Origin of the sequence: Bifidobacterium sp. RTP21102st3_E2_RTP21102_210122 (genome assembly GCF_040916945.1) — a bacterium.
GTDB lineage: Bacteria > Actinomycetota > Actinomycetes > Actinomycetales > Bifidobacteriaceae > Bifidobacterium > Bifidobacterium longum.
This window is the reverse complement of record NZ_JBCPAN010000005.1, coordinates 93,492-117,191: the sequence shown is the minus strand read 5'-3', so window position 1 is coordinate 117,191 and position 23,700 is coordinate 93,492. Positions and strand designations below refer to the sequence as shown.

General features: G+C 58.2%; 19 protein-coding genes. 9 read left to right on the top strand and 10 right to left on the bottom strand.

Going from position 1 to position 23,700, the window contains the following annotated elements:
* Positions 1-20 precede the first annotated feature (20 nt).
* From AB5287_RS07405 to AB5287_RS07380, 6 genes are all read right to left on the bottom strand, one after another.
* Complete coding sequence (locus AB5287_RS07405; protein WP_007057197.1) at positions 21-428, bottom strand: hypothetical protein; 408 nt, start codon at positions 426-428, stop codon at positions 21-23.
* Between the two features lie 187 nt (positions 429-615).
* Entirely contained in the window at positions 616-1,374 is a 759-nt protein-coding gene (locus AB5287_RS07400; protein WP_368220982.1) for a hypothetical protein, read from the bottom strand.
* A gap of 554 nt (positions 1,375-1,928) precedes the next feature.
* Complete coding sequence (locus AB5287_RS07395; protein ID WP_100988854.1) at positions 1,929-3,371, bottom strand: RNA ligase; 1,443 nt, start codon at positions 3,369-3,371, stop codon at positions 1,929-1,931.
* A gap of 83 nt (positions 3,372-3,454) precedes the next feature.
* A complete protein-coding gene (locus AB5287_RS07390; RefSeq protein WP_007052081.1) occupies positions 3,455-4,276 on the bottom strand; it encodes a phosphoesterase in 822 nt (273 codons plus the stop codon).
* A gap of 178 nt (positions 4,277-4,454) precedes the next feature.
* Positions 4,455-4,664, bottom strand: a complete 210-nt coding sequence (locus tag AB5287_RS07385; RefSeq protein ID WP_021975647.1) for a hypothetical protein — start codon at positions 4,662-4,664, stop codon at positions 4,455-4,457.
* A 93-nt stretch (positions 4,665-4,757) separates the two neighbouring features.
* Positions 4,758-5,123: a YccF domain-containing protein gene (locus tag AB5287_RS07380; protein WP_007052084.1), complete on the bottom strand. Its 366-nt coding sequence runs from the start codon at positions 5,121-5,123 to the stop codon at positions 4,758-4,760.
* Between the two features lie 605 nt (positions 5,124-5,728).
* Between AB5287_RS07380 and AB5287_RS07375 the strand changes: the two genes are divergently transcribed.
* Both AB5287_RS07375 and AB5287_RS07370 read left to right on the top strand, forming a co-directional pair.
* Entirely contained in the window at positions 5,729-7,780 is a 2,052-nt protein-coding gene (locus tag AB5287_RS07375) for an MDR family MFS transporter (RefSeq protein WP_013582517.1), read from the top strand.
* Positions 7,781-8,091: 311 nt separating this feature from the next.
* Complete coding sequence (locus tag AB5287_RS07370) at positions 8,092-9,582, top strand: MFS transporter (protein ID WP_023658208.1); 1,491 nt, start codon at positions 8,092-8,094, stop codon at positions 9,580-9,582.
* Positions 9,583-9,619: 37 nt separating this feature from the next.
* Here AB5287_RS07370 and AB5287_RS07365 read toward each other — a convergent pair whose 3' ends face one another.
* Positions 9,620-11,320: a serine/threonine-protein kinase gene (locus AB5287_RS07365; protein WP_195554396.1), complete on the bottom strand. Its 1,701-nt coding sequence runs from the start codon at positions 11,318-11,320 to the stop codon at positions 9,620-9,622.
* 61 nt (positions 11,321-11,381) lie between these two features.
* Positions 11,382-11,822: a transcriptional regulator gene (locus AB5287_RS07360; protein WP_013582520.1), complete on the bottom strand. Its 441-nt coding sequence runs from the start codon at positions 11,820-11,822 to the stop codon at positions 11,382-11,384.
* Positions 11,823-12,255: 433 nt separating this feature from the next.
* Here AB5287_RS07360 and AB5287_RS07355 point away from each other — a divergent pair, with 433 nt between their 5' ends.
* Positions 12,256-13,803, top strand: coding sequence for a DUF6591 domain-containing protein (locus tag AB5287_RS07355; protein WP_368220981.1), 1,548 nt, complete (start codon positions 12,256-12,258; stop codon positions 13,801-13,803).
* A gap of 373 nt (positions 13,804-14,176) precedes the next feature.
* Complete coding sequence (locus tag AB5287_RS07350; protein ID WP_368220980.1) at positions 14,177-15,334, top strand: SPFH domain-containing protein; 1,158 nt, start codon at positions 14,177-14,179, stop codon at positions 15,332-15,334.
* A gap of 119 nt (positions 15,335-15,453) precedes the next feature.
* Here AB5287_RS07350 and AB5287_RS07345 read toward each other — a convergent pair whose 3' ends face one another.
* Positions 15,454-16,008 carry a helix-turn-helix transcriptional regulator gene (locus tag AB5287_RS07345; RefSeq protein ID WP_007052097.1) on the bottom strand — a complete coding sequence of 185 codons (555 nt, stop codon included), beginning with the start codon at positions 16,006-16,008 and terminating at the stop codon, positions 15,454-15,456.
* A 155-nt stretch (positions 16,009-16,163) separates the two neighbouring features.
* Between AB5287_RS07345 and AB5287_RS07340 the strand changes: the two genes are divergently transcribed.
* The 5 genes from AB5287_RS07340 to AB5287_RS07320 all read left to right on the top strand — a co-directional run bounded on the left by AB5287_RS07340 (position 16,164) and on the right by AB5287_RS07320 (position 22,388).
* Entirely contained in the window at positions 16,164-16,745 is a 582-nt protein-coding gene (locus tag AB5287_RS07340; protein ID WP_007052098.1) for a haloacid dehalogenase-like hydrolase, read from the top strand.
* A gap of 50 nt (positions 16,746-16,795) precedes the next feature.
* Positions 16,796-17,626, top strand: coding sequence for a histidine phosphatase family protein (locus AB5287_RS07335; RefSeq protein ID WP_007053407.1), 831 nt, complete (start codon positions 16,796-16,798; stop codon positions 17,624-17,626).
* A 104-nt stretch (positions 17,627-17,730) separates the two neighbouring features.
* Positions 17,731-19,020 carry a uracil-xanthine permease family protein gene (locus AB5287_RS07330; protein WP_007052100.1) on the top strand — a complete coding sequence of 430 codons (1,290 nt, stop codon included), beginning with the start codon at positions 17,731-17,733 and terminating at the stop codon, positions 19,018-19,020.
* A 398-nt stretch (positions 19,021-19,418) separates the two neighbouring features.
* On the top strand, positions 19,419-21,605 hold the full coding sequence (locus AB5287_RS07325; protein ID WP_101014232.1) for a DEAD/DEAH box helicase: 2,187 nt from the start codon (positions 19,419-19,421) through the stop codon (positions 21,603-21,605).
* A gap of 198 nt (positions 21,606-21,803) precedes the next feature.
* Positions 21,804-22,388, top strand: a complete 585-nt coding sequence (locus AB5287_RS07320) for a TetR/AcrR family transcriptional regulator (RefSeq protein WP_007053405.1) — start codon at positions 21,804-21,806, stop codon at positions 22,386-22,388.
* 28 nt (positions 22,389-22,416) lie between these two features.
* Here the strand turns inward: AB5287_RS07320 and AB5287_RS07315 are convergent, their stop codons facing one another.
* Positions 22,417-23,682, bottom strand: a complete 1,266-nt coding sequence (locus AB5287_RS07315) for an alpha-amylase family protein (RefSeq protein ID WP_060662426.1) — start codon at positions 23,680-23,682, stop codon at positions 22,417-22,419.
* Positions 23,683-23,700: the final 18 nt, after the last annotated feature.

Below are 23,700 nucleotides of genomic sequence, written 5' to 3'. Positions count from 1 at the left end.
TCTGAACGCGGTCGAATGAATCACTCGACGTTAACCTTGTCCTCGGCCTTGATACGGTCGGCCCAAGTGTCGATATCGATGTCCTCATGACCGGCTTCCGGGGATTGTCTATCATCAACAAAGCGCTCGCCGGCGGGTTTCTTTGTTGATGCGGTTTGTTGTTCGAGTTCCATGCGTCTTGCCTCGGTGATGATCTCGCGCAGGGTTTGCACCGGGTCGGCGTTGCAGACCTCGCAAATCAGCAAAAACTCTGACAGGCGCACCGGAGATTTCTCTCCATTGTGGATATATCCAATCCGGACATGGCTTACTACTCCGCCCATGCGTTCGGCAATTACCCTATATGCCAAAGCGGAAGCATCGATGATTTTCGCCATCGCATTCTTTGCGGCGTAATCCGCTGCTGTCCATTCGATTTTTGCTGCCATGGCTCAAACATACGTGTAAGCATGTGGAAACACGCCGCACTTGCTCAAATTGTAAGCGTTAGCTAACATGAGTTCCGTAATCACGAGCTTACAGCGGAGGGGATTGAGATGAGATTGAATCTGTCTCGATATAACGGCGTTTCCTTTGATGTCGCTGTTGATGTGTTGGATGCCATGGTGGATGACGTCACTCGTTTGATTGAGGGGTCTCCGGATGGGTGTCTGACGCCTGAACGACTTGCGGAGTATCGTTCGCAGGCGATTCGGGTTTTTTATGCGACTCATGGGATTCAATCTGGGCAGGAGAATAGCCCAGATACTCCAGTACCGTCGCGGAATCGGCAGAGAACCCCAACGCGAAACCGACGGCTGCAACGCAAGGGAACACACGCTTCTGCAAAAACTCCATCACTGTTCGCTGTGATTTCTCGTCTTTGGGGGTCGCGGCGATGATGTTCAACGATGTTTGCAATCGGGTGAACGCGATGTCCAGCTTGAAGTCGCCGGTCAAATCGTACTCATCCAATGCGGTGCCGACCTCACGGACGAGACGGGCAACATACTCCTTGAGTTCCTTTGGCAGCGTGACGGTTTTGAGCAAGCCGGGAACGTCGGCGATGAGCTCCCGGATACGGTCTCTTCTCTCCGGCGGATATTCGGCGGCGCTCGCATCCAGCAGACGTTCCGCAATACGTAAAGCCATACGATCCTCGGTCGAGATGGGAATCTTCGAATCCATCATTTCCATACTGCGCTGGTTTCGCTCCCAGGCAACCGAAATGTTGTACCAAATGTCGGCGAGACAACGGCAGGCGAGGTCGGCATCTTCATCTCCGGCCGCAGCAGCCGTTCTCAGCGTGCTATCCACTTCGGCCATCGCACCCGATACGTCCGGGAAACGATATGTTACGCCATCCGCCTTATTAGCCAGCAGGAAACGCTTCACATATGTAGCCGCATTAGCCACGCTCCATACCCCAATCATCAGTCAAAGGAACCAACACATGTCTAACCTACCAGCAGTTGAAGCCACTAAACGTGCCGTACACGACACCCGCACCCGAGTGCTCCTATCCAAAACCAAAATGACCAGCCCCGCGGCCCCTGTATTTCCGCATCGCCTTTCCGGAACAGGTCGCCGTCCGGCTGATCGCTCTCATCGATTTCGTCGAGCATGACCTTGGCATAGATGTCGCGGATGCCGGCGATGCCCGCTCCGCGATAAACATCGTGACGAGACGCAAAGAGACACGATAAACCGCCTCGGTGTTTACGAAGAGCAGTTATAGGCGGTTTCAAGTATGCAGTATTGAGATGGATTATGCGGCGAGTTCCACGGGCGCACGCTCGTCGAGTTTGGAATAGGGGATGACGGTCACTCCGTTGGAGTCCTTCTTCGTGTCATCCCGTCCGAACATGATGTCTTTCACGGCGTCCTTGTCGAATCGGTTCGGTGCCTGGCAGAACCGGGTCAGAAGATATTGCGCTAGAACTCAGCGGTCACCGCACATGGTCCACGATGTCGTTGACCTTGGTCATATCGATATCGCGCTCGCCGAATGCCTGCCGCTCGTAGGTCAGGTCGATGTTGTGCTCGTGTGCGTAATCGATGATACGGCGAGCCAAATCGGCAATATCGCCGGACTTGTTGAAGGAACGACCACGCAGCAGCACGCGTTGCATAAGAGGGCGCATCGCCTTGACCAACTTGTACCGGTCTGACTTCACCTTCACCATCCAACCGTCGGCAAAATACAGCACCACGCCTTCGCGCAGACTCGCCTTGGCGTCGCCGATTGCCTGGGCGACTTCTTCCGGCGAATGGCAGATCGCCACCGTTTCCGGCCGCACGAAGCCGCCGGCAAGAGTGAACGTTTCCTCGTGAGCGGCATCGATGGAGAACGATTCGGCATTACGAATCAGATGCAGCAAGCGCAGCCCGGATGATTCGTATCCAACGATGTGCCGGTCGGACTCGCGATCGATGACTTCAAACGCCGCCGTGACATTCCACTCATGCAACATACGCCACAATTCGGCACGTACCGCTGAATCTGAAGGAAACAGGCGCTCGATAAGCGCGGAATAATCCGTTTGCCCCGACTTCGACCAGAAGCGGAACAATCCAGGAGTTCCCGCCGCGCCCACGAGCCCGAGAAATCCGTTCTCCTTGCGCTCAACGCGCACGGGCAACGACTCTGGATGTTCTTGAGCGTGATTGACGACTTGGGCGAACGATGTCTCCTCTGTCTCGTCCACAGCAAAGAACTTCTCGAACCCGCGTTGCACCACCTGACCGTTGCCGCCGACAAAAAGCCCTCGCGCATTGATGGTGCGATCCGTCCACCGATGTTCACGAAATGCCTCTGCAGTGAAATTGCACGCATACACGTCTGTTTCGCCACGCACCGGAATAACCCGAACGTAAGGGTCCGCGCGCATACGCTCCAACAGGTTTCCATTCGGATCGCCCGGTTCCAACGGGCGGAACATCGCGGTGTGAAAATGCTTCCAGGACGAACGAATGTAATCTTCCGGAACACGGTCAGCGGTATCACGCGCCGCATTGCGACGCAACAATTCGTCTAGAGGAACGTCAAAATCCCTCGTTTCCCACAGTGCGCCATGACGTTGAGCGAGTAGCGCCAGTTCGGCTGCATACCGGGGATTAGCGTGTTGCGCATCCGCCACCACATCCCACCCCGCATCCAATGCGTCGGCAATCATGTGCCGTCCCATGGCAACCACCATGTCATTGAATCGCTTGCCGTGCTCGGATTGCAGTCGGTTTCGGACCTGTGCCGAGCCGGCGATCATGAGCCGAATGTCATCGAGAGAAATCACGCAATGCGGCCACGTGTTGGCGGGGTCCTCACACCATGAGCGTGCCCACGTGGACTTGCCCGAAGCGGGCAGTCCTCGCAGAATAATGAGCTTTGCCATAGCCAAGCTCCTTTCGTTGTGCTGTGGGGCGAGACAGGTGCCAGCGATGGCATAAGGTTCTGCTCGCCCCAATATTGCTTGTATTATGATTCGGCTGCCGAAACCGAGCCGCCTGGTTCCTGCTGTGCGGCGGAGTCAATGGGCGCCGGCCCGGGGGAGTCGGGCATATCCAGCGGTGATACGTGCGTTGAATCGGTCGCGTGTGCATGGAACCAGTCGGCAATCTGTGTTTCGCTTACCGGTTGCAGATTCCATGCGTCCAGTCCAACGTTGAGGGCTTCGTGGCGTGCGCCCTCCGGAGACAGCTGGTGCGTGTGACCATACAGCAGACGATGTCCGTCGAACGGCAATGCCTGATCGCGGAAACGTACGGCATCATCCGGCCAGCCATAGGCAAGATCCTCACGGTAGGGGAAATGCGATAGATTGACGGTCTCCGTTGCCTGCGGGCGGCCAATTCCGAGACCGGTCAGCTCCGCCGTGCTGTTCGGCTCAATCGATTCGAACAGATCTCGCGCGGGTGCATCGTCCAGCCACCAGTCATCGTGATTGCCGATAACCGCGTGCAGATGCCTGCAGCGCAGCTGACGCAGGCAGCTCTTCAGATGCCGGACCGATGTTCGGTATCCGATATCGCCCAAAATCCACAGCTCGTCGTCCTCGCCGACAATCCGATTGATATTGGCCACGATTGCTTCATCGTGCGCATCGGTGTCTGCGGCCTTGCGGAAATTGAGCCGGGAATCGTCAAGCACCACGCCCTTCGCCCAATCCTCGGCGGCCTTGCGTCCCTGCGAGGAGAGGAGAGCGTCATACTGCGTGTGCCCAGGGTCGAACGTGGTGAATCCGCGCAGCACGCTGACCAGCGGATGCCCGAAATGCGTGTCAGTAGTGAAATACTTCATGATCTGTTGTTCTTTCTGAATATGTGATGGTATGCAATGGGTTTTGCTGCGGTGCATTGAGTTGCGACTATGCCAAGAACGCATGCTCGTGCAGGTGCGTTTATGAGGCATGGTGCGAACGAGTCGGCTCGATATCACCGGCAATGATTCAGCTATGCGCCAATGAGAGGTGTACTGATCAGATTTGTATGGCAGCGAGCAGGCTGCGCTTGTTTCCGGTTATTGGCTGGAACTGAGCAGTGCGCAAACCCTGTTTGAAGGCGCATTCGAGCATCGCCGGCAGGTTCATCTGCTGACGCTTGGCGTGTTCGTTCACGCCGTTGCTGCTGAATGCGATGTGTTGAATCATGGTGTGCACACCATAAGGTCTTACGTCCGAATCCGTCAAATCACGGTGTGTGAAATGCCTGTTGTATATAAAAAAGTCCGGTGCAACGCACGATGATAATGCGTTGCACCGGACCTACTGCAGAAACAATTGTTACAGACTGTAGATCTGTGCGCCGAACGGCCAGAGCGCGAGCTTGGCCATTTTGAACGACTGGATGCCGAACGGAATGCCGATGATGGTGATGCAGTTGAGCACGCCTGCACCCAGATAGCCGAGCGCCATCCAGCAGCCGACCAGCACCACCCACAGGATGTTGGCCAAGGCAGAGCCGACTCCGCCGCCGTATTGCACGGTTTTGCCAAACGGCGTCAAGGTGAGTCCCGCCATCTTGAACGCTTGAATGCCGAACGGGATGCCGATGATGGAGATGCACAGAATCAGTCCCACCAATGCCCATCCGATTGCGATGGCCAATCCACCAAGAATGATCCACAGGATATTGCCGAGAACTCGCATGATTAGTCCCTTTCCGATTCCGGTCGATTCCGCGCATGTTCAGCTTCACTATTTTGCCAGAAATCATGACGGAAACACGAGATGCAACCCTTAGCTCGCCCCTGATTCATCCCCGGACCGTTATTCAGGCGGAGCGTATGCGGTAAGCCCAATCCTTTTGTGAAGATTTTGTGTATTGTCAGGCATGCGTGGGTTTCACCGTCGATTTGAATGATGATAAGCTTCTCGATGTCTGCCGTACGAAGACCCCATCAAGGAGATGCCATGAACCTGTATCGCTACGCGATGTTCATCGCACGCGCCTGCCGTGGGTCGTTCGTCGGCAATGTTCTGTTTGCCAATCCACGAATGGCCCTATTCTCGATGCTGGTGTAGCGGGGACACGCCTTATGCCGGGATGTACCGATGGCCCATCCGCAGTCGACGTCGCATGAAACGCTCACCATAGCCATCAACTTACGCAAAGCCGCGAATCGTTTGCCGTATATGAATGCGGAACGGATGGCGGCTTTTCCTTTACGTCCGGACTCATCGGTGTCCTCGTGTCTTGACACAAGCATGGGGCCGGATCGCCACACATGACGTTACCAACAGAAGGAAATGCTGTGACCTCACAGAAAAACGCGGAACTCGGGTCCGCCACCAGTTCCGTAAAGCCTATTGATCCGCACACCCGATTCATCGTTGTGGGTGTGATCGTCGTCGGCTCGTTCATCGCGCTGCTCAACCAGACCGTCATGTCACCGGCCTTGCCGGCACTGATGCGTGATTTCAATATCACCACCGGCACCGTGCAGTGGGTGACCAGCGTCTACATGCTGGTCTCGGGCATCATGGTGCCGATTTCAGGCTATCTGATTGATAAATTCTCCACCCGAAAGCTCTTCGCCGGAGCTCTTGCCACTTTCATGGTCGGCACACTGCTGTGTGCCGTCGCGCCGAATTTCATGCTGTTGCTCGTCGGGCGCATACTGCAATCCGCCGGCTCCGGCGTGCTGTTGCCATTGGTCGCCGTAGTGCCGATGCTCGTCTATCCGCCGGATAAGCGCGGCACCGCCATGGGACTGGCCGGTATCGTCATGGCCGCCGGCCCGGCTATCGGCCCGGTTGTCGGTGGTCTGGTGATTGACAGTTTCGGATGGCGCCCGATGTTCATTGGCATCGCAGTCGTGGCACTGGTCATCCTTGTCGGAGGCACGATGATGCTCAAGAACGTCAGCGAGTTGAAGAACCCAAAGCTCAACATCCTGTCCGTGATCCTTTCGACCATCGCGTTCGGTGGCCTGCTTTATGGCTTCTCGTCCGCTTCCACGATGGGATGGAGCAATCCGGTCGTCATTATCTCAATCGTCGTTGGTCTTGTGGCCTTCGTCGCATTCGTATACAAGCAAGTCAAGCTCGATGAGCCATTGTTGCGCGTTGATACCCTTGCCACCCGCAACTTCCGCAACTCCGTGATTCTGGTCACTCTGATCAACGCCGCAGTCGCCGCAACCAACGTGACGTTGCCTATCTTCATCCAGAATGTGCTCGGCCAATCCGCCACCGTCACCGGCATGGTCATGCTGCCCGCCGCGGCGGTCGGCATCATCCTGAGTCCGGTCGCCGGCGCCGCATTCGACAAATTCGGCCCTCGCGGCGTGGGCATCGGCGGCCTTGCGCTCATGACCATCTCTCTTGGTCTTCTCGGCACCATCAACACCAGGACATCAGTGCTGTTTGTCGCCGTGTTCTGCGCATTGCAGGCATCCGGTCAGGCTATCGCCAACATGCCGATCAACACTTGGGGCGTCAACGCTTTGCCGAACGACATGATCGCCCATGGAAACGCCATCGCCAACACCGGCCGCCAGATCGCGGCAGCCATTGCGACCTCGCTTCTGGTCACCGCAGAAACATCCATGACCGCCTCGCACATGTCCCAGGGTGTGAAGTCCGCCACGGCCAGCGGCATCGCGTTCTCCTACCTGCTGTGCGCCGCCATCTCGCTGGTCGCCCTGATTATCTGCATCTTCACCGTCACCAGCCGTGCCAAGGAGAAGGACGCGCGCAACGCCAAGGCCTCCGAGGCGCAATCCTCCGCCGAAGTCGCGGCCGAAACCACTGAAGGCCAGCCCGCCGAGCATCACTACGCCGGCGCATACGTGGCCCCCGCCGCCTCCCTGTTCAAGCAGGCCCAGGAACAGTCCATCGGCGGAATCATGGACGATCAGCCCTACAGCTGCCTGGACAGCGATGACATCACGCATGTGGTGCGCGAGTTCATCCGCCTCAACGTCTCCAGCCTTCCCGTGGTGAACGGCAATGGCAGGCTCGTCGGCTTCGTCAGCGACGGCGATGTCATGAAATCGATTGCCACCTATGAATCCCGTACGGTTTCCACCGGCACCGGTTCGACGATGGTGGTGTTCGACGACGAAACCGTGGCCTCCAAGGTACAGGCGCTCTCCGGCAAGAAGGTGATGGACATCGCCACGCGCAAGGTCGTTGCCGCCACGCCCGACCAGCATGTCGGAGAGGTGGCCCGAATCCTCGCCAAGAAGCAGTTCAAGAAACTGCCGGTGGTGGATGGTGATGGCAGACTCGTCGGTGTGATCCGCCGTAAGTCCGTGATGGAACATGCCTTCGATGCGCTGTTCCCAAAGGATGATCGGTGATTAGGCGCCATCATCGCTGAATAGAATGAATGGAATATGAGGCTTCCCTTCTCGCGGGGGAAGCCTCATTGCTTTGTCCGCGGAGTCTTACGGCACCTGCGCAAGGGCAACGTCACGCCTTCATGATACACTATTGAACAATGTGTTCCTATCGTTGCATGGTGACGCTAACGCATGGCGTCACGATACTGAAGCCTGCCATCTAACGGCGGGTACGGCTCGTTGCTGGAGTCGTGCACGCATACGCGCGTCGGCGTGCGTATGCCGTGATGTGACCTTTGTAGTGGAATTGAAGAATTGAGAACACTCGTATGTCTTCTAGTAGTACAACAACTGAACCAACTGTGCGCGAAACACCCGAGGTTTCCGGCGATGACAATGCGAATGCGCGCGCAGCGGTCCATAGCGCGAACAAACCCGGTGCCGCCTATGCCGCAGCAGTGGCCAACGGGGAATCCGAGCGTGCGTGGATCCGCCGTGTAGTGCTTCTACTCACCGGCCAGGCGTTCTCGCTGCTGGGCTCCAACATCGTGCAATATGCCATCTGGTGGTGGATCGTATTGCAGACTAAAACCGGTTCGGCCATGCTGCTGGCCACGTTGTTTGGCGTGGTGCCGCAGGCCATCGTCTCGATTTGCGGCGGCTCCTGGGCCGACCGTCACAGTCGCAAGTTGCTGATTATGCTGCCGGATATGGTGATTGCTGTGGTCACCGTCGTGCTGTCGCTGAGCTTCGCGATGGGATGGGCGAGTCTGACCATGATTTTCGTGGTGCTGTTCATTCGTTCGGCGGGAGGCGGGGTGCAGACGCCCGCTGTGCAGTCGTTCATACCGGATGTTGTTCCCTCGGGCAAACTATTGCGCGTCAACTCAATATACGGCGTGATTAATTCGGCGAATATGATTGTGGCACCTGCGGTGGCTGCTGTGCTTATCAACACAGTGCCGCTGTGGTCGATTCTGTTAGTCGATGTGACCACGGCCATTATCGGCGTCGGCTTTGTGGCGTCGATCAAAGCGCCGAAGAAGAGCGCGGAACATGTTGCGAGGCGTATGGCTGAAGCGGAGAATAGCGGGCAACCCACACTCGAACCGATGTCGGATGCCAATGCTGATCGTTCGCTGATTGCCAGCGTCCGTCGTGTGTTTGCTGACTTGAAAGATGGTTTCAGCTACACATGGCGCCGGGCGAACCTGCGCAACGTGGTGCTCGGTGACGCCTTGGTGTGCTTCGTGGCCGTGGCGCCGATGAACCTTACGCTGTTGCTCATGACCCGCGAATATGAGGGCATCGATTTGAATCTCGGATTCATCAACCTGACCACCGCCTCCGATAAACTCGCCGCCAACGAGCTGGGATGGAGCATCGGTATGCTGCTCGGCGGCGCGCTGATGTCTACCATCGGTGCCAAGCTCATCCGCAACAACATGCGCGTGGTCGCCTTCGGCATCGCTCTGGTGGGCGTCTCCGTCGTTGGTCTTGGCGTGGTTCACAATCTGCTGGCGTATTTGCTGATTGATGTGGTGAACGGTTTGGCTTCGGCCATCTGCATGGGCCCGATGCGCACCATCATCCAGACCGAGGCCGATGAGAAGATGGTGGGCCGTGTATTCGGCCTTGACACCACCCTGAGCACGCTCGGAATGCCGCTCGGCATGTTGATCTTCGCGCCACTGGCCGACGTGATCCCGATTTCGCTGGTGTTCATCATCGGCGGTGTTCTGACCCTGCCCATCGGCATCTATCTGTTCGGCCAGGCGCGCCGTAACGTCAGTGCGCAGGTGACGCGAACAGCGGCCTGACAGGCACCTGACGGCCACCTGCCAGACGTAAAGTCAACTACCAGATTTGCGCATACAGATCGTAAGACACATACTTCGGCAGATCGTAGACGGTAATCGAGAATGGCGTGGATCGGCCATTGCCCGGCCAATCCACGAATGCGATATCTCCATAGATGATTGCGTTCTGTGCGTTACGCAGTACTAGGGAAATCTTGATTTGCTGTCCATCAGATGGCTTGAATCCATCTGCCACGGCGCGGACCTCGCCATTGAACGTCGTGCCGCCGTCCCTGTTGTCTATTTTGGATATTCCACTGATGGGGAAGGCGGCGGTTCCCTGAGCCTTGGCGACGTTGTATGTATCCGGATTGAGCACAGTAAAATCAACCGTTTCTGGGGCGGTGCCTTCGCCTGCTTGACCGGCGTCATATACAGTCTGATTCGGGAATGCCATATTCAGTGCTTGCGTCTGCGAGAACACGATGGAACCGTCTTTGGCCCGCCCCGTAATGGTAATCTGCGGATACTGCACCTGCTGGGTCTTACTGGTGTTGCGCAGGGCGAAAGCGTAGTGGACATACCCTTGCTGGTCCGCCGACCAGCCGGATTCCACTATTTTCAGAGGATTGTCGGTGACGGTGTCTTGATTGTCTCCATCAGCGCCGTCAGTGCCGCCTACTCCGCCCGTGCCATTGGCATTGTCGGTTCCTGACCCGTTCGAGGAGTGCCCGCCATCGGCCTTATCGGTTGATTGGCTGCTGGATTGTGTCGAGGAATCGGGTGATGTTGCCGACCCGATAATGCCAAGTTGGCCTGCCAACACAATGCCTCCCGCAATAGCGGCGACCACCAGCGCCGCTCCGACGATGGACCACAGCACGATGGCGCGTTTGCTCAAGTGCAGACGCCGAAATAGTCGAGACGCCGACGTGACGTCGTTCGTTGTGCTCGGTGATGGCGGATTTGCCGATGATGCGTTCGGCATGGGCGGATTGGACTGGGAGAACAGCGCCTGGCGAAACTCCTGGACGCTCTGTGGCCGTTTGCTGGGCTCGAATGCGCACGCATAGCCGATGACGGCGCGCAGTCGTGCCGGTACTGCGGCATCGTCGGCAAGTCGCTGCTCGTAGTCGCTGGCATCGGGATATACGCCGGTCAGCATGAATCCGAGCAGTCGACCAAGCGAGAACACGTCGGAACGCGCGTCGGTTTTGGCGAAGCCATATTGCTCGGGCGAGGCGAAACCATAAGTGCCAAGCGCCGTGGTGTCCCGCGAGCGATTGCTTGACGCTGACCATATGCGCGCAATGCCGAAATCGATGAGATGCGCGCCATCCCGAGCCAGGATGATATTGGCCGGCGTGATGTCGCGGTGGATAACGCCGTGCTGGTGAAGCTCCTGCACGGCTTCGCAAATTTGGTCGATAAGCTGCACGGCCACATTCGGCGCAAGCCGCCCGTTTTCCTCCGCAATTTGCGCAAGCGTGCTGCCCGGCACGTAATCGTAGACGATGACGAACCGGTCGGGCAGCTCGTACGTCGCTTCCACACGCGGCAGACGATTACTCTGGCAGGCGCTGAGCGCCGCCCACACATTGCGTTGCGCTAGGGGAGAGGGAATCTTCTTGCGTACGAACGGGCCGTTGCCGTCAATGCTCACCAGTTCGGTGACGCCGGAAGGTCCGCGAGCGAGCGTACGCTCGACATGGTACGCATCGTCGATGCTCATCGCATGCATCGCCTGCTTATCGTCCATGTCTCTCCTTGATGCCCTCTTACTTGCGTCTCACTGGTGAGTGTTGTTGGGCCGAATGTCGTCAATCGGCCGGTAGCAACGTCGCCTCTCCCATACGATACAACTCGTCGTCCGTGGCAATGCGGTCGAATCCATTGCGTATACACCAGATGATAATCGCGTCGCGTCGCTGTTTGCACCACAGTTCGGAAACGCCTGCAAGACGAAGCAGCCGTTGGGTTTCGCGTAATGTGCACTTGAGACCAAAAGCCAGCATAATGGCGTGATCTCGGCCGGGGCGGCTTTTGCCGGAGAAAATGTCATAAACCACTGTGGCGTTGAGGCCGGATGCCCGCACCACGTCGGCTCGTTTCAGGCCATGGGCTTCCATACGGTCGAACAGATAGTCGGTCAGCGTGCGTGCGCTGACAAGTCCCTCATCGAGATACTGCTCAATGCTGGCGCTGGCGAGCAGCCGATCCAACAGTTCCTCGGTCAAATGTTCTTCGGGGATGTCTGCCATTGCCCATGCTCCTTGTCGCTGTGTTGCGGGTGCTGTGCTGCGCCATCGTACGCGGTTGCTCGATTCCCAGCGTACAGGACGCCGACTTTTCGGAAACACGCCGAAAAATTCAGTTGTCAGCTGATGCATGGCCCGCGCGTGTCGTCGACAATGGTCGATGCCATCCGTGTAGGTGCGGTGGCGGAAAGGATGTTCATGCGCGGTATCAAGCATCGACAATAAAGCTAACATGAATACAAAATGCTAATTTGCGTACATAATAACAACGCCATACACTGGTTTCGATGTATCGCAGAGCAACGCGAGCAATAAGAAGGGACGCAATGATGAGCGAACGATACCGGCTTGCCATGGCAGTCGGATTGACCGTAACGGTTGCCGGGATTGCCTCTTCTGTGCTGGTAATGCTGCTGCTTAAGGAAAGAAGGGCATCATGACAACGCCATTTGATCAACAACCTCAGCCGGTTCCACCGTCCGAAGGCACGAATGACGCACCGGAAGATCGCGCGAACAATGCGCCTACCGTGCCGAATGCTGTACCGGCTGGCCAGCCAAACGTAGCGTCTGATGGGGCCACCACTACTCCGATGACTCCGGCTACGGCACCGCAGCAGCCCGCCGGCGCGCCATTCGATCGTGTATATGCGGTCAGTCCGCAACAGCTGTTCCAAGTTATTCACGACCAGCTGACTACTGGCGCCACGTTTACCTTGGATAACGAAAACACCCAGACCGGAGCGTTTTCCTTCCACTCCTATGATGGGGTGAACTGCACGCTAACCGTAGTCCCGCAGGGTGCGGCAGGGGCCGCCATTCGTCTGGAGGCGACTGGAAACGAAAGCGCCAAGCGCGTTGATGAGTTCCTCGCCGCTCTGGACAAGCGTATTGGTGTGGCTCCTGCACCCGCCACACATGGTGCCGGTGCTGCCACTGGTTTTGCTGGTGCCGCTGCGCCTGCCGTGCTTGCTCCGAATGCACAAGGGGTGAAGAAGACTTCCAAGCTGGCTGTGTTCGCCATTATTTGGGGAGTGTTGTTCGTACTCGCCCAATTTGTGGATGTTTCTGGCCGATCCTGGGGCGGACTGCTGTTCGCCACGGTGATTCCGGCACTGCTCTCAGGCTTCGCCGTATACGTGACCCGCCCGAGTGGCAAGGTGCAAGGCCGAGTGCTGGCCTGGGTGGCAGTCGGTATCACCGTTGTGGGTCTGGTAATCGGTGGCGTGTTCGTAATTCGTGACGATGCGAAGGCCAAGGCTGATCGGGCGGAATTGGAAGCATCGCTCGCCACCAAGTGCGAAGCATATTCATGGCCGGAGTCGGATATCGCGGCGCTGCTGCCGCAGCCGAAATCCACAAAGGGTGAAATTAAAAGCGAGTCTTCGGACTATTTCTCCATCGAGGTGTGCGGTACCGACGCCAAGCAGTATGCCGACTACGTCAAGTCCGTGCAAGACAACGGTTTCACCGTGGACTATAACAAGTCCGCTGACAGTTTCAATGCCAAGAACGCCGATGGATACAGTGTGAGCGTTTCTCGTAACACTGACGACGAAACCATCATGTCCATCACTATCCAGGTTCCGGAAAAGAAGGAAGATACGTCTACGGACGGCGACGCCGCGAAACAGGATGATAAGAGCACTGATACGGGCGCTGATTCCAGCGATGCCAACAAGCAGAGCGACCGGTCTTCGGATCAGAAGGCGCAGCAGAACACCAATGACAGTGCTGACTTCAAGTCCACGATGGACAGCTACGAGGCCTTTATCGATGAGTATGTTGCCTTCATGAACAAATATCAGAAATCCGATAACGTGGTCAGCATGGCTACCGACTATGCCAGCATGATGAAGCGTTACTCTGAGTTCTCCCAGAAGGTAGACGCCATTGACGAAAACTCCCTCAGCAGTGAGGATTTGGCCTACTACACCGAGGTCATGACTCGATGCACGCAGAAGCTCGCATCGGTGGGCCAGTGATCAGACTGGCGTATCGAGGTAACGGTTTTCCAAGAAAGGGACGATGACGGTATATGGGTATACGCGGCAGACAGTATACGCCAATGGATGAGCCGGCCTTCAACAAGGCCATCCCCGGAACGGAGGCTCTGGCCGGGGCGCTGAAGGACACTTTTAGCGCATTCCGTAGTGGGCTTGGGATTACCGAACCCGTGGTTTCGGTGAATTGTGAAGGTTGTGGCGCTCCGCTTTCCGGTCATCGCAAAGAAGTCGTTCGATGCGAATACTGCGATCGCGAAACGCAGCTATAGCCAACATGCCAGCATAACGGCCGGTCTTGCGATTGCATAGTCGCAAGATCGGCCATATGCATGAGATATCGAGGAAAAAACAGATGGCAGTTATTAAGGCGTTCGCCGGCGCGCTCGGCGGTACATTCGCGGACCTGTGGCGTGATATCATCACCGCTGGTCCGTTCACGGAACACACCGTCGTTGTGCCGGGCATTCCCCGCGGAAGCAACAACGATCGCGGTTCGAATGAATACGGTTCCGAGGGAATAATCACCAATGGTTCGCGTATCTATGTGCCAGAGAATACTGCGGCGTTCATTTTCTCTGAAACAGGTATCGAAAACGTCATCACCGAGTCGGGCGGTTATGAATATCGCAACGGGGAGCAGAGCGTGCTCGCCGGAGACGGCATCGGATCGTTCTTCAACCAGGTTGCCGATCGATTCACCTTCGGAGGTCAGCCTGGCCGCACCAAATATGTGGCCTTCGTCAACCTGCGTGAGATTCGTGGCATCAAATTCGGCACTTCTGCGCCGCTGGTGTATAACGACCGGTTCTATGGCGTCGATTTAGAAATTCGCGCACGCGGATCCATGTCGCTAAAGGTCACTGATCCAGTTCGATTCGTTCGTAACTTTGTGCCTGCCACTACCGTGTCGTATTCATTCGATGATGAAGGGCCACGTAGGCAGATTCTGTCTGAATTCGTACAGTCGTTTATTGTGGCCATCAATTTGCTGTCCAATGAATATCGTATTTCGCAATTGCCTGGCAAGGCGAATGACATCGCAGCATGCGTGCGTGGCGATCGGGCCAATGCGGGTACGTGGAATGATCGTTTTGGCTTTGAAGTGTCCAGTGTGGGCATCGAAAGTATCGAGTTCACCGAGCAATCACGTCAACTCGTGCAGCAGTTCGCCTCGAATAAGATGAATGTTGCCGCATACGAGGGCGTTTCCCAGCAAGCTGGCAATATGGCTGCCCAGCAGCGCATTGCGCAAGGCATCCAAGACAACGGCTTTGGCGATGGTGGCATGTTGCTGGGCATGAATATGGCACAAGCCATTAATCCTATGACGGCCGCCCCGGTTCAAGCGCCGGCGCCTGCGCCGGAAGCCGCTGCTCCCGCCTCTCACACGGCATCCATGTCTGTGGAAGAACAAGTCGAGGCGATGAAGAAATTGAAGGAATTGGTTGATATCGGCATTCTCTCCCAAGAAGAATTTGATGCAAAAAAGCACGAAATTCTCGGCCTATAAACGGTGCATTCATGTAACTCGAAACAGCTGATAATGAGGGAAACGCTGGTGCGACACGGACAAAATGGTGCTCAGGGCTTCGAACTGGGTTGTTCAATCCGTTTCGATATTTCGGCGACTCAGCGCTTGTTCGGGCCGCCGTCCGGGAACATCAAGTAGGTGATGATGCCGGCGGCGGTTCCACTGGCCAATGCGCCGGTGATGACGGCGAGAGCCTGCATCGCCGTGCTGAGCGTGGGCTTGCCCGTTGCGGCAGTCTTTGAAGCCTTCAATGTGGCGGCACTGGGCTTGCGTTTCTCGGTGGCGGCGTTGTCGGCAACGTTGCCACCGTCCGTATTGACTGGGGCATTGTCGGCAACGGCCTCGCCGTCCTGCTCTTGGGCGCGCCGTTCGCGAATGCGTTGCTCAATGGGATCGTCGACCAAAGTCTTGATGATGCGTGCCAGATCGCGGTCTTCACGACGTGCGATCTCGGCGCTGAACACCGTACGTAAAGCGAGATACTGCAGTTTGGTCATCGGGCTTTTGCCGGTCTCCAAGTTAGACACCGTCTGTCGCGCGACTCCCAGCTCGTCGGCCAGTTGCTGAGTCGTCCATCCGGCTACCTTGCGAATCGGACCCAGGTTCTCCTGAAACTTATCAATCCACCATTGTTCGATTTCAGACGCCGCCATTACGCACCTCCTTCCACGCTGTCACCAGTGTACGTTACCTGTACCGAAATCAATCCAAAAAACAGTGTTCATGTGAAATTCACTGCGTATTTGCGCTTTCGCCGGCTTACCGAGATTAGCCTTAGACAAGGAATAACAGAGTAGAAGCAGAAGGTATGCGCGTATTCGATTTCGACGGAACCATCTATGATGGCGAAAGCCTGTTCGACTTGTACCTGTATTCCGCCCGCCACGACCCGAAAGTGTTCCGCTATATCGCCCCCGTGCTGCGGTACGCGGTCAAATACAAGCTTGGCCGGGCCACGCTTGAACAAATGGAATACGGCGTGGGCAAGATGACCGAAGGCTATCTCACGGAACTGAGCCGATCCAAACGGGTGGCGAGCGTCGAACAGCTCGTGGACGATTTCTGGGACCGATATTACGCACGTATCAAGCCTTGGTACCAGCCTGAGTCGGACGATGTGATCCTCACCGCATCCTTCGGTCTGACGGTGGGGAAGGCCTGCCGCAGACTCGGCGTGAGGAATCTCGTGGCCAGCGAGGTGGATGTGGAGACGATGAGGGTCACGTACCTCAACTTCAGCACCAACAAGGCCAAACGGTTCCGCGAACTGTACGGTCCGGACGTCGTCATCGACGAGTTCTACACCGACTCCAAATTCGATCAGCCGATGATCGACATGGCCCGGCACGCGTTCATGGTCAAGGGGAACACCATCACGCAAGTCAAGTAGGAAACAACAGAAAACAACACAACGTAACCAATAACGAAAGGGGAACATATATGAGCATGCCGCTCGATCTATACGTAATCCGGCATGGCGAATCCGAAGCGAACGTCATCGTCCAGGCGGGCGAGCAGGGCGACAATTCCCTGTACACGCAGGACAACGTCACCGTACCCGACCGCTCCTGGAGACTCACCGCCACCGGACGCAAGCAGGCCGACTGCATCGGCCGCTGGCTGGTCAGCCAGCAGCAGCTGTTCGACCGCTACATGGTCTCGCCATACGTGCGCACCCGCGAAACCGCAGCCACCATGGCCCTGCCCAAGGCCAAATGGGAGGAGAACCGTGTGCTGCGCGAACGTTCTTGGGGCGAGATCAACACCATCACCAAGGACGAATTCAAAAACAACTACGCGCGCAACTGGAACTTCAAGAACACCGATCCGCTGTACTGGCGTCCGCCGGCAGGCGAGTCGATTGCCGATGTGGCCGAGGACCGTGTGCACAACATCCTGACCTCGCTGAGCCGCAAATCCGATTCGGAATCCGTGGTCATGGTCACCCACGGCGACTTCATGCTCGCCCTGATGCTCACCATCGAGGATCTGGCCGACGAGGAATTCCTGCATCGCGCCGATTCGGACGACTGGAAGATCACCAACTGCACCTGCCTGCACTATACACGCCGCGACCCGGAAACCGGCCGCACCTCCAAGCGTGTGCGCTGGGAGCAGACCGCCCGGCCCGTGCTCGACGAGACGACCGGCCGCTGGGAGGTCAAGGTGGAGCCGTGGCGCGAATTCAAGCGCCCGTATCTCTCCAATGGCGATTTGGTGGATGTGGTGCAGGCCGTCGACCCACACCTGCTGGAGTATTACGGCAAATAGCCTTTCCCGGAAGAGAGACTTCACAAAATCTTCGTGAGCTAGAATGGTGCGTGGTGCGGCTGGTTGTGAATGCCGTGCCCCAAGCGAGAGCGAGGAGAGTAGTAATGTCCAATATCTTCCAATGGCAATTGCATGGCGACGGCAAGACGCTGGCGCCCGGCGAGGTAGTCGAGCCCGATGAACGTCTGACTTGGGTGCGCACCGCCGGTATCGGCGCACAGCACGTCATCGCCATGTTCGGTGCCACCTTCCTGGTGCCGATTCTGACGGGCTTCGACCCGTCCACCACCCTGTTCTTCACGGCTATGTCCACCGCACTGTTCCTGCTTATCAACAGGAACGTGCTGCCGAGCTATTTGGGCTCGTCCTTCGGCTTCATTGCACCGATCACCGCGGTCTCCACCGCCAACAAGGGCATTGCGGTCGCCAGCTTCGGCATCATGGTCACCGGTATTCTGCTGGCCCTGGTTGGCGTGCTCGTGCATTACGCCGGCTCCAAATGGATCGACATCATCATGCCGCCCGTGGTCAACGGCGCGATCGTGGCCATCATCGGCTTCAATCTGGCACCTTCCGTGTGGACCAACTTCCAAGCCGCGCCCGACACCGCACTGGTTACCCTGTTGGCCGTGCTGCTCGTGGCCGTGCTGTTCAAGGGCTTGCTGGGCCGCCTCAATATTTTGGTCGGCGTGATCATCGGCTATGTATATGCCTGCATCCGTGGCCAGGTCGACTTCTCCGCCATCGGCGACGCCGCATGGATCGGCTTCCCGAAGTTCCACCTGCCGCAGGCCGATTTCTCCATCCTTCCCATGTTCATCCCCGTTGTGCTCGTGCTTGTGGCTGAGAACGTCGGCCATGTCAAGTCCGTGGCCCAAATGACCGGCCGCGACTACGACAACCAGATCGGCACCGCCCTCATGGCCGATGGCCTGGGCACCACGCTCGCCGGCTTCGGCGGCGGCTCCGGCACCACCACCTACGGCGAGAACATCGGCGTGATGGCCGCCACCAAGGTGTACTCCACCGCCGCCTACTGGTGCGCCGCCGCCTTCGCCCTGATCCTGAGCCTGTGCCCGAAGTTCGGTGCCGTGATCAACACGATCCCCGCCGGCGTGCTCGGTGGCGTGACCACGCTGCTGTATGGCATGATCGGCATGATCGGTATCCGCATCTGGGTGGAGAACAAGGTCAACTTCGACAAGCCGCTGAATATCATGGTGGCAGCCATCACCATGATCATTGCCATCGGCCAATTCGCGTTCACTGTTGGTGGCATTTCCTTCAACGGCATTGCCATTGGCACGATCGTGATTCTTGTGGCCTACCACGGCCTGAAGGCCATTGGCAAGGCAACCGGCACTATTGCCAAAGACGATCCGGATATTTTGTAGTGTGTTTTAGGGCTACTGGGCTGTATCTTGGCTCAGCCCTTTTGCACAATGGCCCCTACCTTCACGGGTGGGGGCCATTTGCGTGTTCCATGGAGCGGTGCTCGCCTTACGTGGTGGTAAAACCCATCGGGCGGTAATTGGCCCATGGGGCGGCAAATATCCCATGGGGTGGTAAAACCCTCATGGGGCGGTAGACGAAAATGGCTTTATTCTGCGGTTTCACAGTTTCTTCAAACCGCCCCATGGGCAAGTTGCCGCCCCATGGGCGAGTTACCGCCCCATGGGGTCATAAGTAAAGAGTGGGATGACAGTGTGGCGAGCACCAAGCAAAGTAGGGGGCTTACGCTAAGCTCGGAAAGCTTGCGTAATTTGCGTAACCTTTGACATGAAAGGCCACTGTGCCCCGTAATAATTTCGATGATCGTGACGATTCCGCTGATTTCCAGATGAACGACAGCGCGGAATCCCGCCCCCTTACCTTTGGCGAACTTGGCGTACCCGGACCGCTGGTGCGCGTGCTTGCGGCAGATGACAAGAAGACCGCATTCCCCATTCAGGCCGACACCCTGCCCGATTCACTGGCCGGCCGCGACATTCTCGGCCGAGGTCGCACCGGCTCCGGCAAAACCCTCGCATTCTCCATTCCGCTGGTCACCCGCCTCGGTTCCTACGATTCGTTCGGCGAAATCGCGATGGAGGAGTTCCGCAAGGAAATCAAGCGCCGCAAGAAGGCCAGCCTGGAAGAGCGCCGCGCCGACGACTTCCTACCGCACCCGCGCGGCCTGGTGCTGGCCCCCACCCGCGAGCTCGCGAACCAGATCAACGACGTGCTGATGCCGCTGGCCCACACGTTCGGCATGAACACCACCACGGTGTACGGCGGCGTCAAGTACATCCACCAGATCCGCGATCTGAAGGCCGGCGCCGATATCGTGGTCGCCTGCCCGGGCCGCCTTGAGGACCTGCTGCGCCAGCAGGCGCTCACGCTCTCGTCCGTCGAAGTCGTGGTCATCGATGAGGCCGACGAAATGGCCGATATGGGCTTCCTGCCGCCGGTCAAGCGACTGCTTGAGCAGATTTCGCCCGACGCCCAGCACATGCTGTTCTCCGCCACGCTCGATCACGGCGTGGATGAAGTGGTGAACACCTTCCTGCACGATCCCAAGGTGCACGAGGTCGATTCGGCCACCACCGAACCCGACCTGATGACCCACCACGTGTTCGAAACCACGCGCGGCGACAAGCACGAACTCGTGCGCATGCTCGCCTCGGGCGAAGGCCGCCGCATCCTGTTCACCCGCACCAAGTTCCAGGCCAAGAAGCTCGCCAAGAACCTGACGCAGAACGGCATTCCGGCCGCCGAGCTGCACGGCAACCTGAACCAGAACCAGCGCGATCGCAACCTCGCTGCGTTCGATTCCGGCGATGTGCGTGTCATGGTGGCCACCGACGTGGCCGCCCGTGGCATAGACGTCGGCGGCGTGGAGCTCGTGGTGCAGGTCGAGCCGCCGGCCGACCCGAAGTCCTTTGTGCACCGCTCCGGTCGTACCGCCCGCGCCGGCAAGGCGGGCGACGTGGTCACCCTCGTGCTGCCCGAGCAGCGCCGCGAGACGCGCCGCTTGCTGAACCAGGCCGGCATCAAGACCAAGATGATCGAAGTGACCCACGATTCGCCCGAAGTGCTTGAGCTTGTGGGCGACCGCGCCGAGCGCGTAGATGGTTGGAGCCTCGACAAGTCGCAGCCCGTGGGCAACCCGCGCAAGGGCAAGAACAGGGGCGCCAAGAACGCGGCGGGCGACGAGTCCGGCCGCGGCGGCAAGCGCAAGCACAATCGCAATCGCAACCGTGACGAGCAGAACGTTGTCGAGACCGAGTTCCAGCACGAGAACGCAGGCGGCGAGTTTGTTGCCGAAGGCGAGCCGCAGCGCAAGCACGGCGACAAGGCCAGCAAGAAGGCCGTGAAGAAGAACCGCAACCGTGCGGAACGCCGTGCAGGCATGAGCAACCCCGAGGCCGAGCGCCGCGACTATCTGTTCGAGCATGGCGATGACCGCCGCGAGGAGCGCCGCAAGGGCGACCGTCGCGACGGATACGGCAAGAACCGGTACGACGAGCGTCAGGACAATGGCCGCGACCAGCACGGCAAGAACCGTCGCAATGATCGGTACGGCAAGGGCGACAAGTTCGATAAGCGCGACAGGGCCGGATACGGTCGCAACGATGATTTCGGCAGCCGCAGGCACAATGCGGGCCGTGATTTCGAACGGTCCGATTCCCGCGATTTCGAGCGTCCGCGCAAGCCTCGCCGCAATGAACGCAGCCACGAGGATTACGGCTTCTCCTATGACGAGCGCTCCCATGACGGCCGCAGACAGTCCATGCGCAACACCCGTCAGGGCGAAGGCGGCAAGCGCATCCATCGCAAGAACGAGAACCGCATCGTACGCGACGAGCGTTCAGAAGGTGCCAAGCGTCACGAACGCCGCATGATCGCCAAATACGGCAACACGGAAGGCCCGAACCGCCGTCATTCCAAGAAGAATCGCCACAATGCGCCATTCCGTATGAAGTCTGGACGCCGTTAGTCCGACAGCGCGTATGAATCAGGCCCGACGACCTTTGATGGTCGTCGGGCCTGATTGTGTTATAGGCCGGTGTTTGCGATGCGGATGCCTGTTCGCCTGCCCAGCGGCCATGACGATTGCACTTATCGCCGCAGTCGTTGTGATCGTGGCCATGCCGAAACGGCGGTAATGGCCTGTACGCACCCTAGAATAACGGATATGACGCAATCGCAGCCCCGATCCAAACGCACGCCCACCCTTGAAATCCACGGGAGAATCCTTGACGCGGCAAGGCGGATCGTGGAACGGGACGGTGTGGATGGTCTGACCATCCGTGCGCTGTCCGCACAGGCCGATGTGTCGCCCACCAGCATCTACCAGCACATCGGCGGCAAGCAGGCGGTGTGCGATGCGCTCATCGACACATACTTCACCGATCTGCGCGAACAGCTCATCGCCATTGACGAATCCGACCCCGTGCTGCGCCTGCGCAGGGCGGGCATAATCTACCGTGAACACGCGCTGGACGCCCCCGGCATTTACGCGCTGGTCTGGATGGGGCAGGCGTCGGACTCGGCCCAGCACTGCCTGGACGCCATCACGCAGATCATTCGATACGGCCAGGCAGCATCTGTATTCCGCGGCGATGACCCCCATCTAATCGCATCCTCCATCTGGGTGTCCATACACGGGTTCATCCAATTCGAACTGCGTTCCGCACAACCCCGCACACGCGGCCGCGAGCGGGTCGACCGGTCGTACGGTTACCTGCTCGACCTGCTGATCCGAGGCATTCAGAGGTGAATGAGTTAGCTCCCTCTGATGAGGGAGCTCACCATTGATACGCTGTACTGCCATCGGCGTTGCGGATGGTGAAAGTGGGGGATTGCTCGATGTTGAGGTCCACGGTCAGGGAATGCTGGGCGTCGGCGCTCGTCGAACGATAGACGAAGTGCTTGTTTTCCAGCTTCACGGCCTCGGTACGCGCATCCAGCAGCCATGGGTTGCGACGGCGCAGCGCGATCAGCGCCTGATGCAGCCGGTATGTCGGCTCTCCCAGCGTGGACAGTTCGGCAGGGGAGCCGGGGAACTTCGGACGTACGTCGTCATCGCCGCCGAAACGCTCCTGCTTGACGCCCACATAGCCCTGTTCGTCGCCGTAATAGATGCTTGGCACGCCGCCGACCGTCATGAGCACCGCCAATGCCAACGCCGCCTTGGCCGGGCCAATCTGCGATGCGATACGCGTCACGTCATGGTTGCCGATGAACGTCTGCGGCACGAAGGAATCCAGGAACGCGTTGTGCCGCTTCAAGTTCCAATCCAGCTCGAAGAAGTTCTCCGTCTCCAGCGCATGCTGGATCGACTTCCATAGCTCGTATTGCGTGATCGAATCCATTGTGGATTCCTCGATGATGCGCGGGTAATCGCCATGGATCACCTCGCCGAAAATCCACGAATACGGGTGTGCGGCTTTGACCTGCGGCAACACGCGCGCCCAGAACGGGCTCGGCACGGCATACGCGGCGTCGAGGCGCCAGCCGGCGGCTCCGCGATCCAGCCAATGGCTCATCACATGGACCACATAGTCAACGGTCTCGTCAGCCGAATGGTCCAGCGCCACCAGATCCCCGTGCCCCTCGAACACATCCAAAGCGGGTTCGCCATTATCACCGACATGCGCGCGGACCAGACCATGCCACGGGTTGTCGGCCGGATTCAAGCGTCCGGCGGTCTCGTCAAGCGCCGCCTGAACGGCCGGATGATTGCGGCTCACGTGATTGAACACGCCATCCAGCATCACCTGCAATCCCATGTCCCGGCAGGCCGCGACAAGCTGATCGAACGCGGCATCCCCGCCCAATCGCACATCGATATGCATATGGTCGAGCGTGTCGTATCCATGCGTCGCCGACTCGAACACCGGACCCAGCAGCAGGCCGGACGCGCCTAGATCGCGCACGTACTCCAGCCAGGGAATTATCGCGTCAAGGCCGCGGCCATGGAACTGGCGCGGGCCGGCGGGCCTGATATCGGCACCGCAGAAGCCCAGCGGATACACGTGCCAGAACACCCCGTACTTCACCCAATCGGGCATTGTGCGGCTCGAATCCAT

Coding starts and splice junctions, on each gene's coding strand:
- AB5287_RS07405 (WP_007057197.1), bottom strand. CDS start 428: ATGGCAGCAAAAATCGAATGGACAGCAGCGGATTACGCCGCAAAGAAT.
- AB5287_RS07395 (WP_100988854.1), bottom strand. CDS start 3,371: ATGGCAAAGCTCATTATTCTGCGAGGACTGCCCGCTTCGGGCAAGTCC.
- AB5287_RS07390 (WP_007052081.1), bottom strand. CDS start 4,276: ATGAAGTATTTCACTACTGACACGCATTTCGGGCATCCGCTGGTCAGC.
- AB5287_RS07380 (WP_007052084.1), bottom strand. CDS start 5,123: ATGCGAGTTCTCGGCAATATCCTGTGGATCATTCTTGGTGGATTGGCC.
- AB5287_RS07370 (WP_023658208.1), top strand. CDS start 8,092: ATGTCTTCTAGTAGTACAACAACTGAACCAACTGTGCGCGAAACACCC.
- AB5287_RS07365 (WP_195554396.1), bottom strand. CDS start 11,320: ATGGACGATAAGCAGGCGATGCATGCGATGAGCATCGACGATGCGTAC.
- AB5287_RS07360 (WP_013582520.1), bottom strand. CDS start 11,822: ATGGCAGACATCCCCGAAGAACATTTGACCGAGGAACTGTTGGATCGG.
- AB5287_RS07355 (WP_368220981.1), top strand. CDS start 12,256: ATGACAACGCCATTTGATCAACAACCTCAGCCGGTTCCACCGTCCGAA.
- AB5287_RS07350 (WP_368220980.1), top strand. CDS start 14,177: ATGGCAGTTATTAAGGCGTTCGCCGGCGCGCTCGGCGGTACATTCGCG.
- AB5287_RS07345 (WP_007052097.1), bottom strand. CDS start 16,008: ATGGCGGCGTCTGAAATCGAACAATGGTGGATTGATAAGTTTCAGGAG.
- AB5287_RS07340 (WP_007052098.1), top strand. CDS start 16,164: ATGCGCGTATTCGATTTCGACGGAACCATCTATGATGGCGAAAGCCTG.
- AB5287_RS07335 (WP_007053407.1), top strand. CDS start 16,796: ATGAGCATGCCGCTCGATCTATACGTAATCCGGCATGGCGAATCCGAA.
- AB5287_RS07330 (WP_007052100.1), top strand. CDS start 17,731: ATGTCCAATATCTTCCAATGGCAATTGCATGGCGACGGCAAGACGCTG.
- AB5287_RS07320 (WP_007053405.1), top strand. CDS start 21,804: ATGACGCAATCGCAGCCCCGATCCAAACGCACGCCCACCCTTGAAATC.
- AB5287_RS07315 (WP_060662426.1), bottom strand. CDS start 23,682: ATGCCCGATTGGGTGAAGTACGGGGTGTTCTGGCACGTGTATCCGCTG.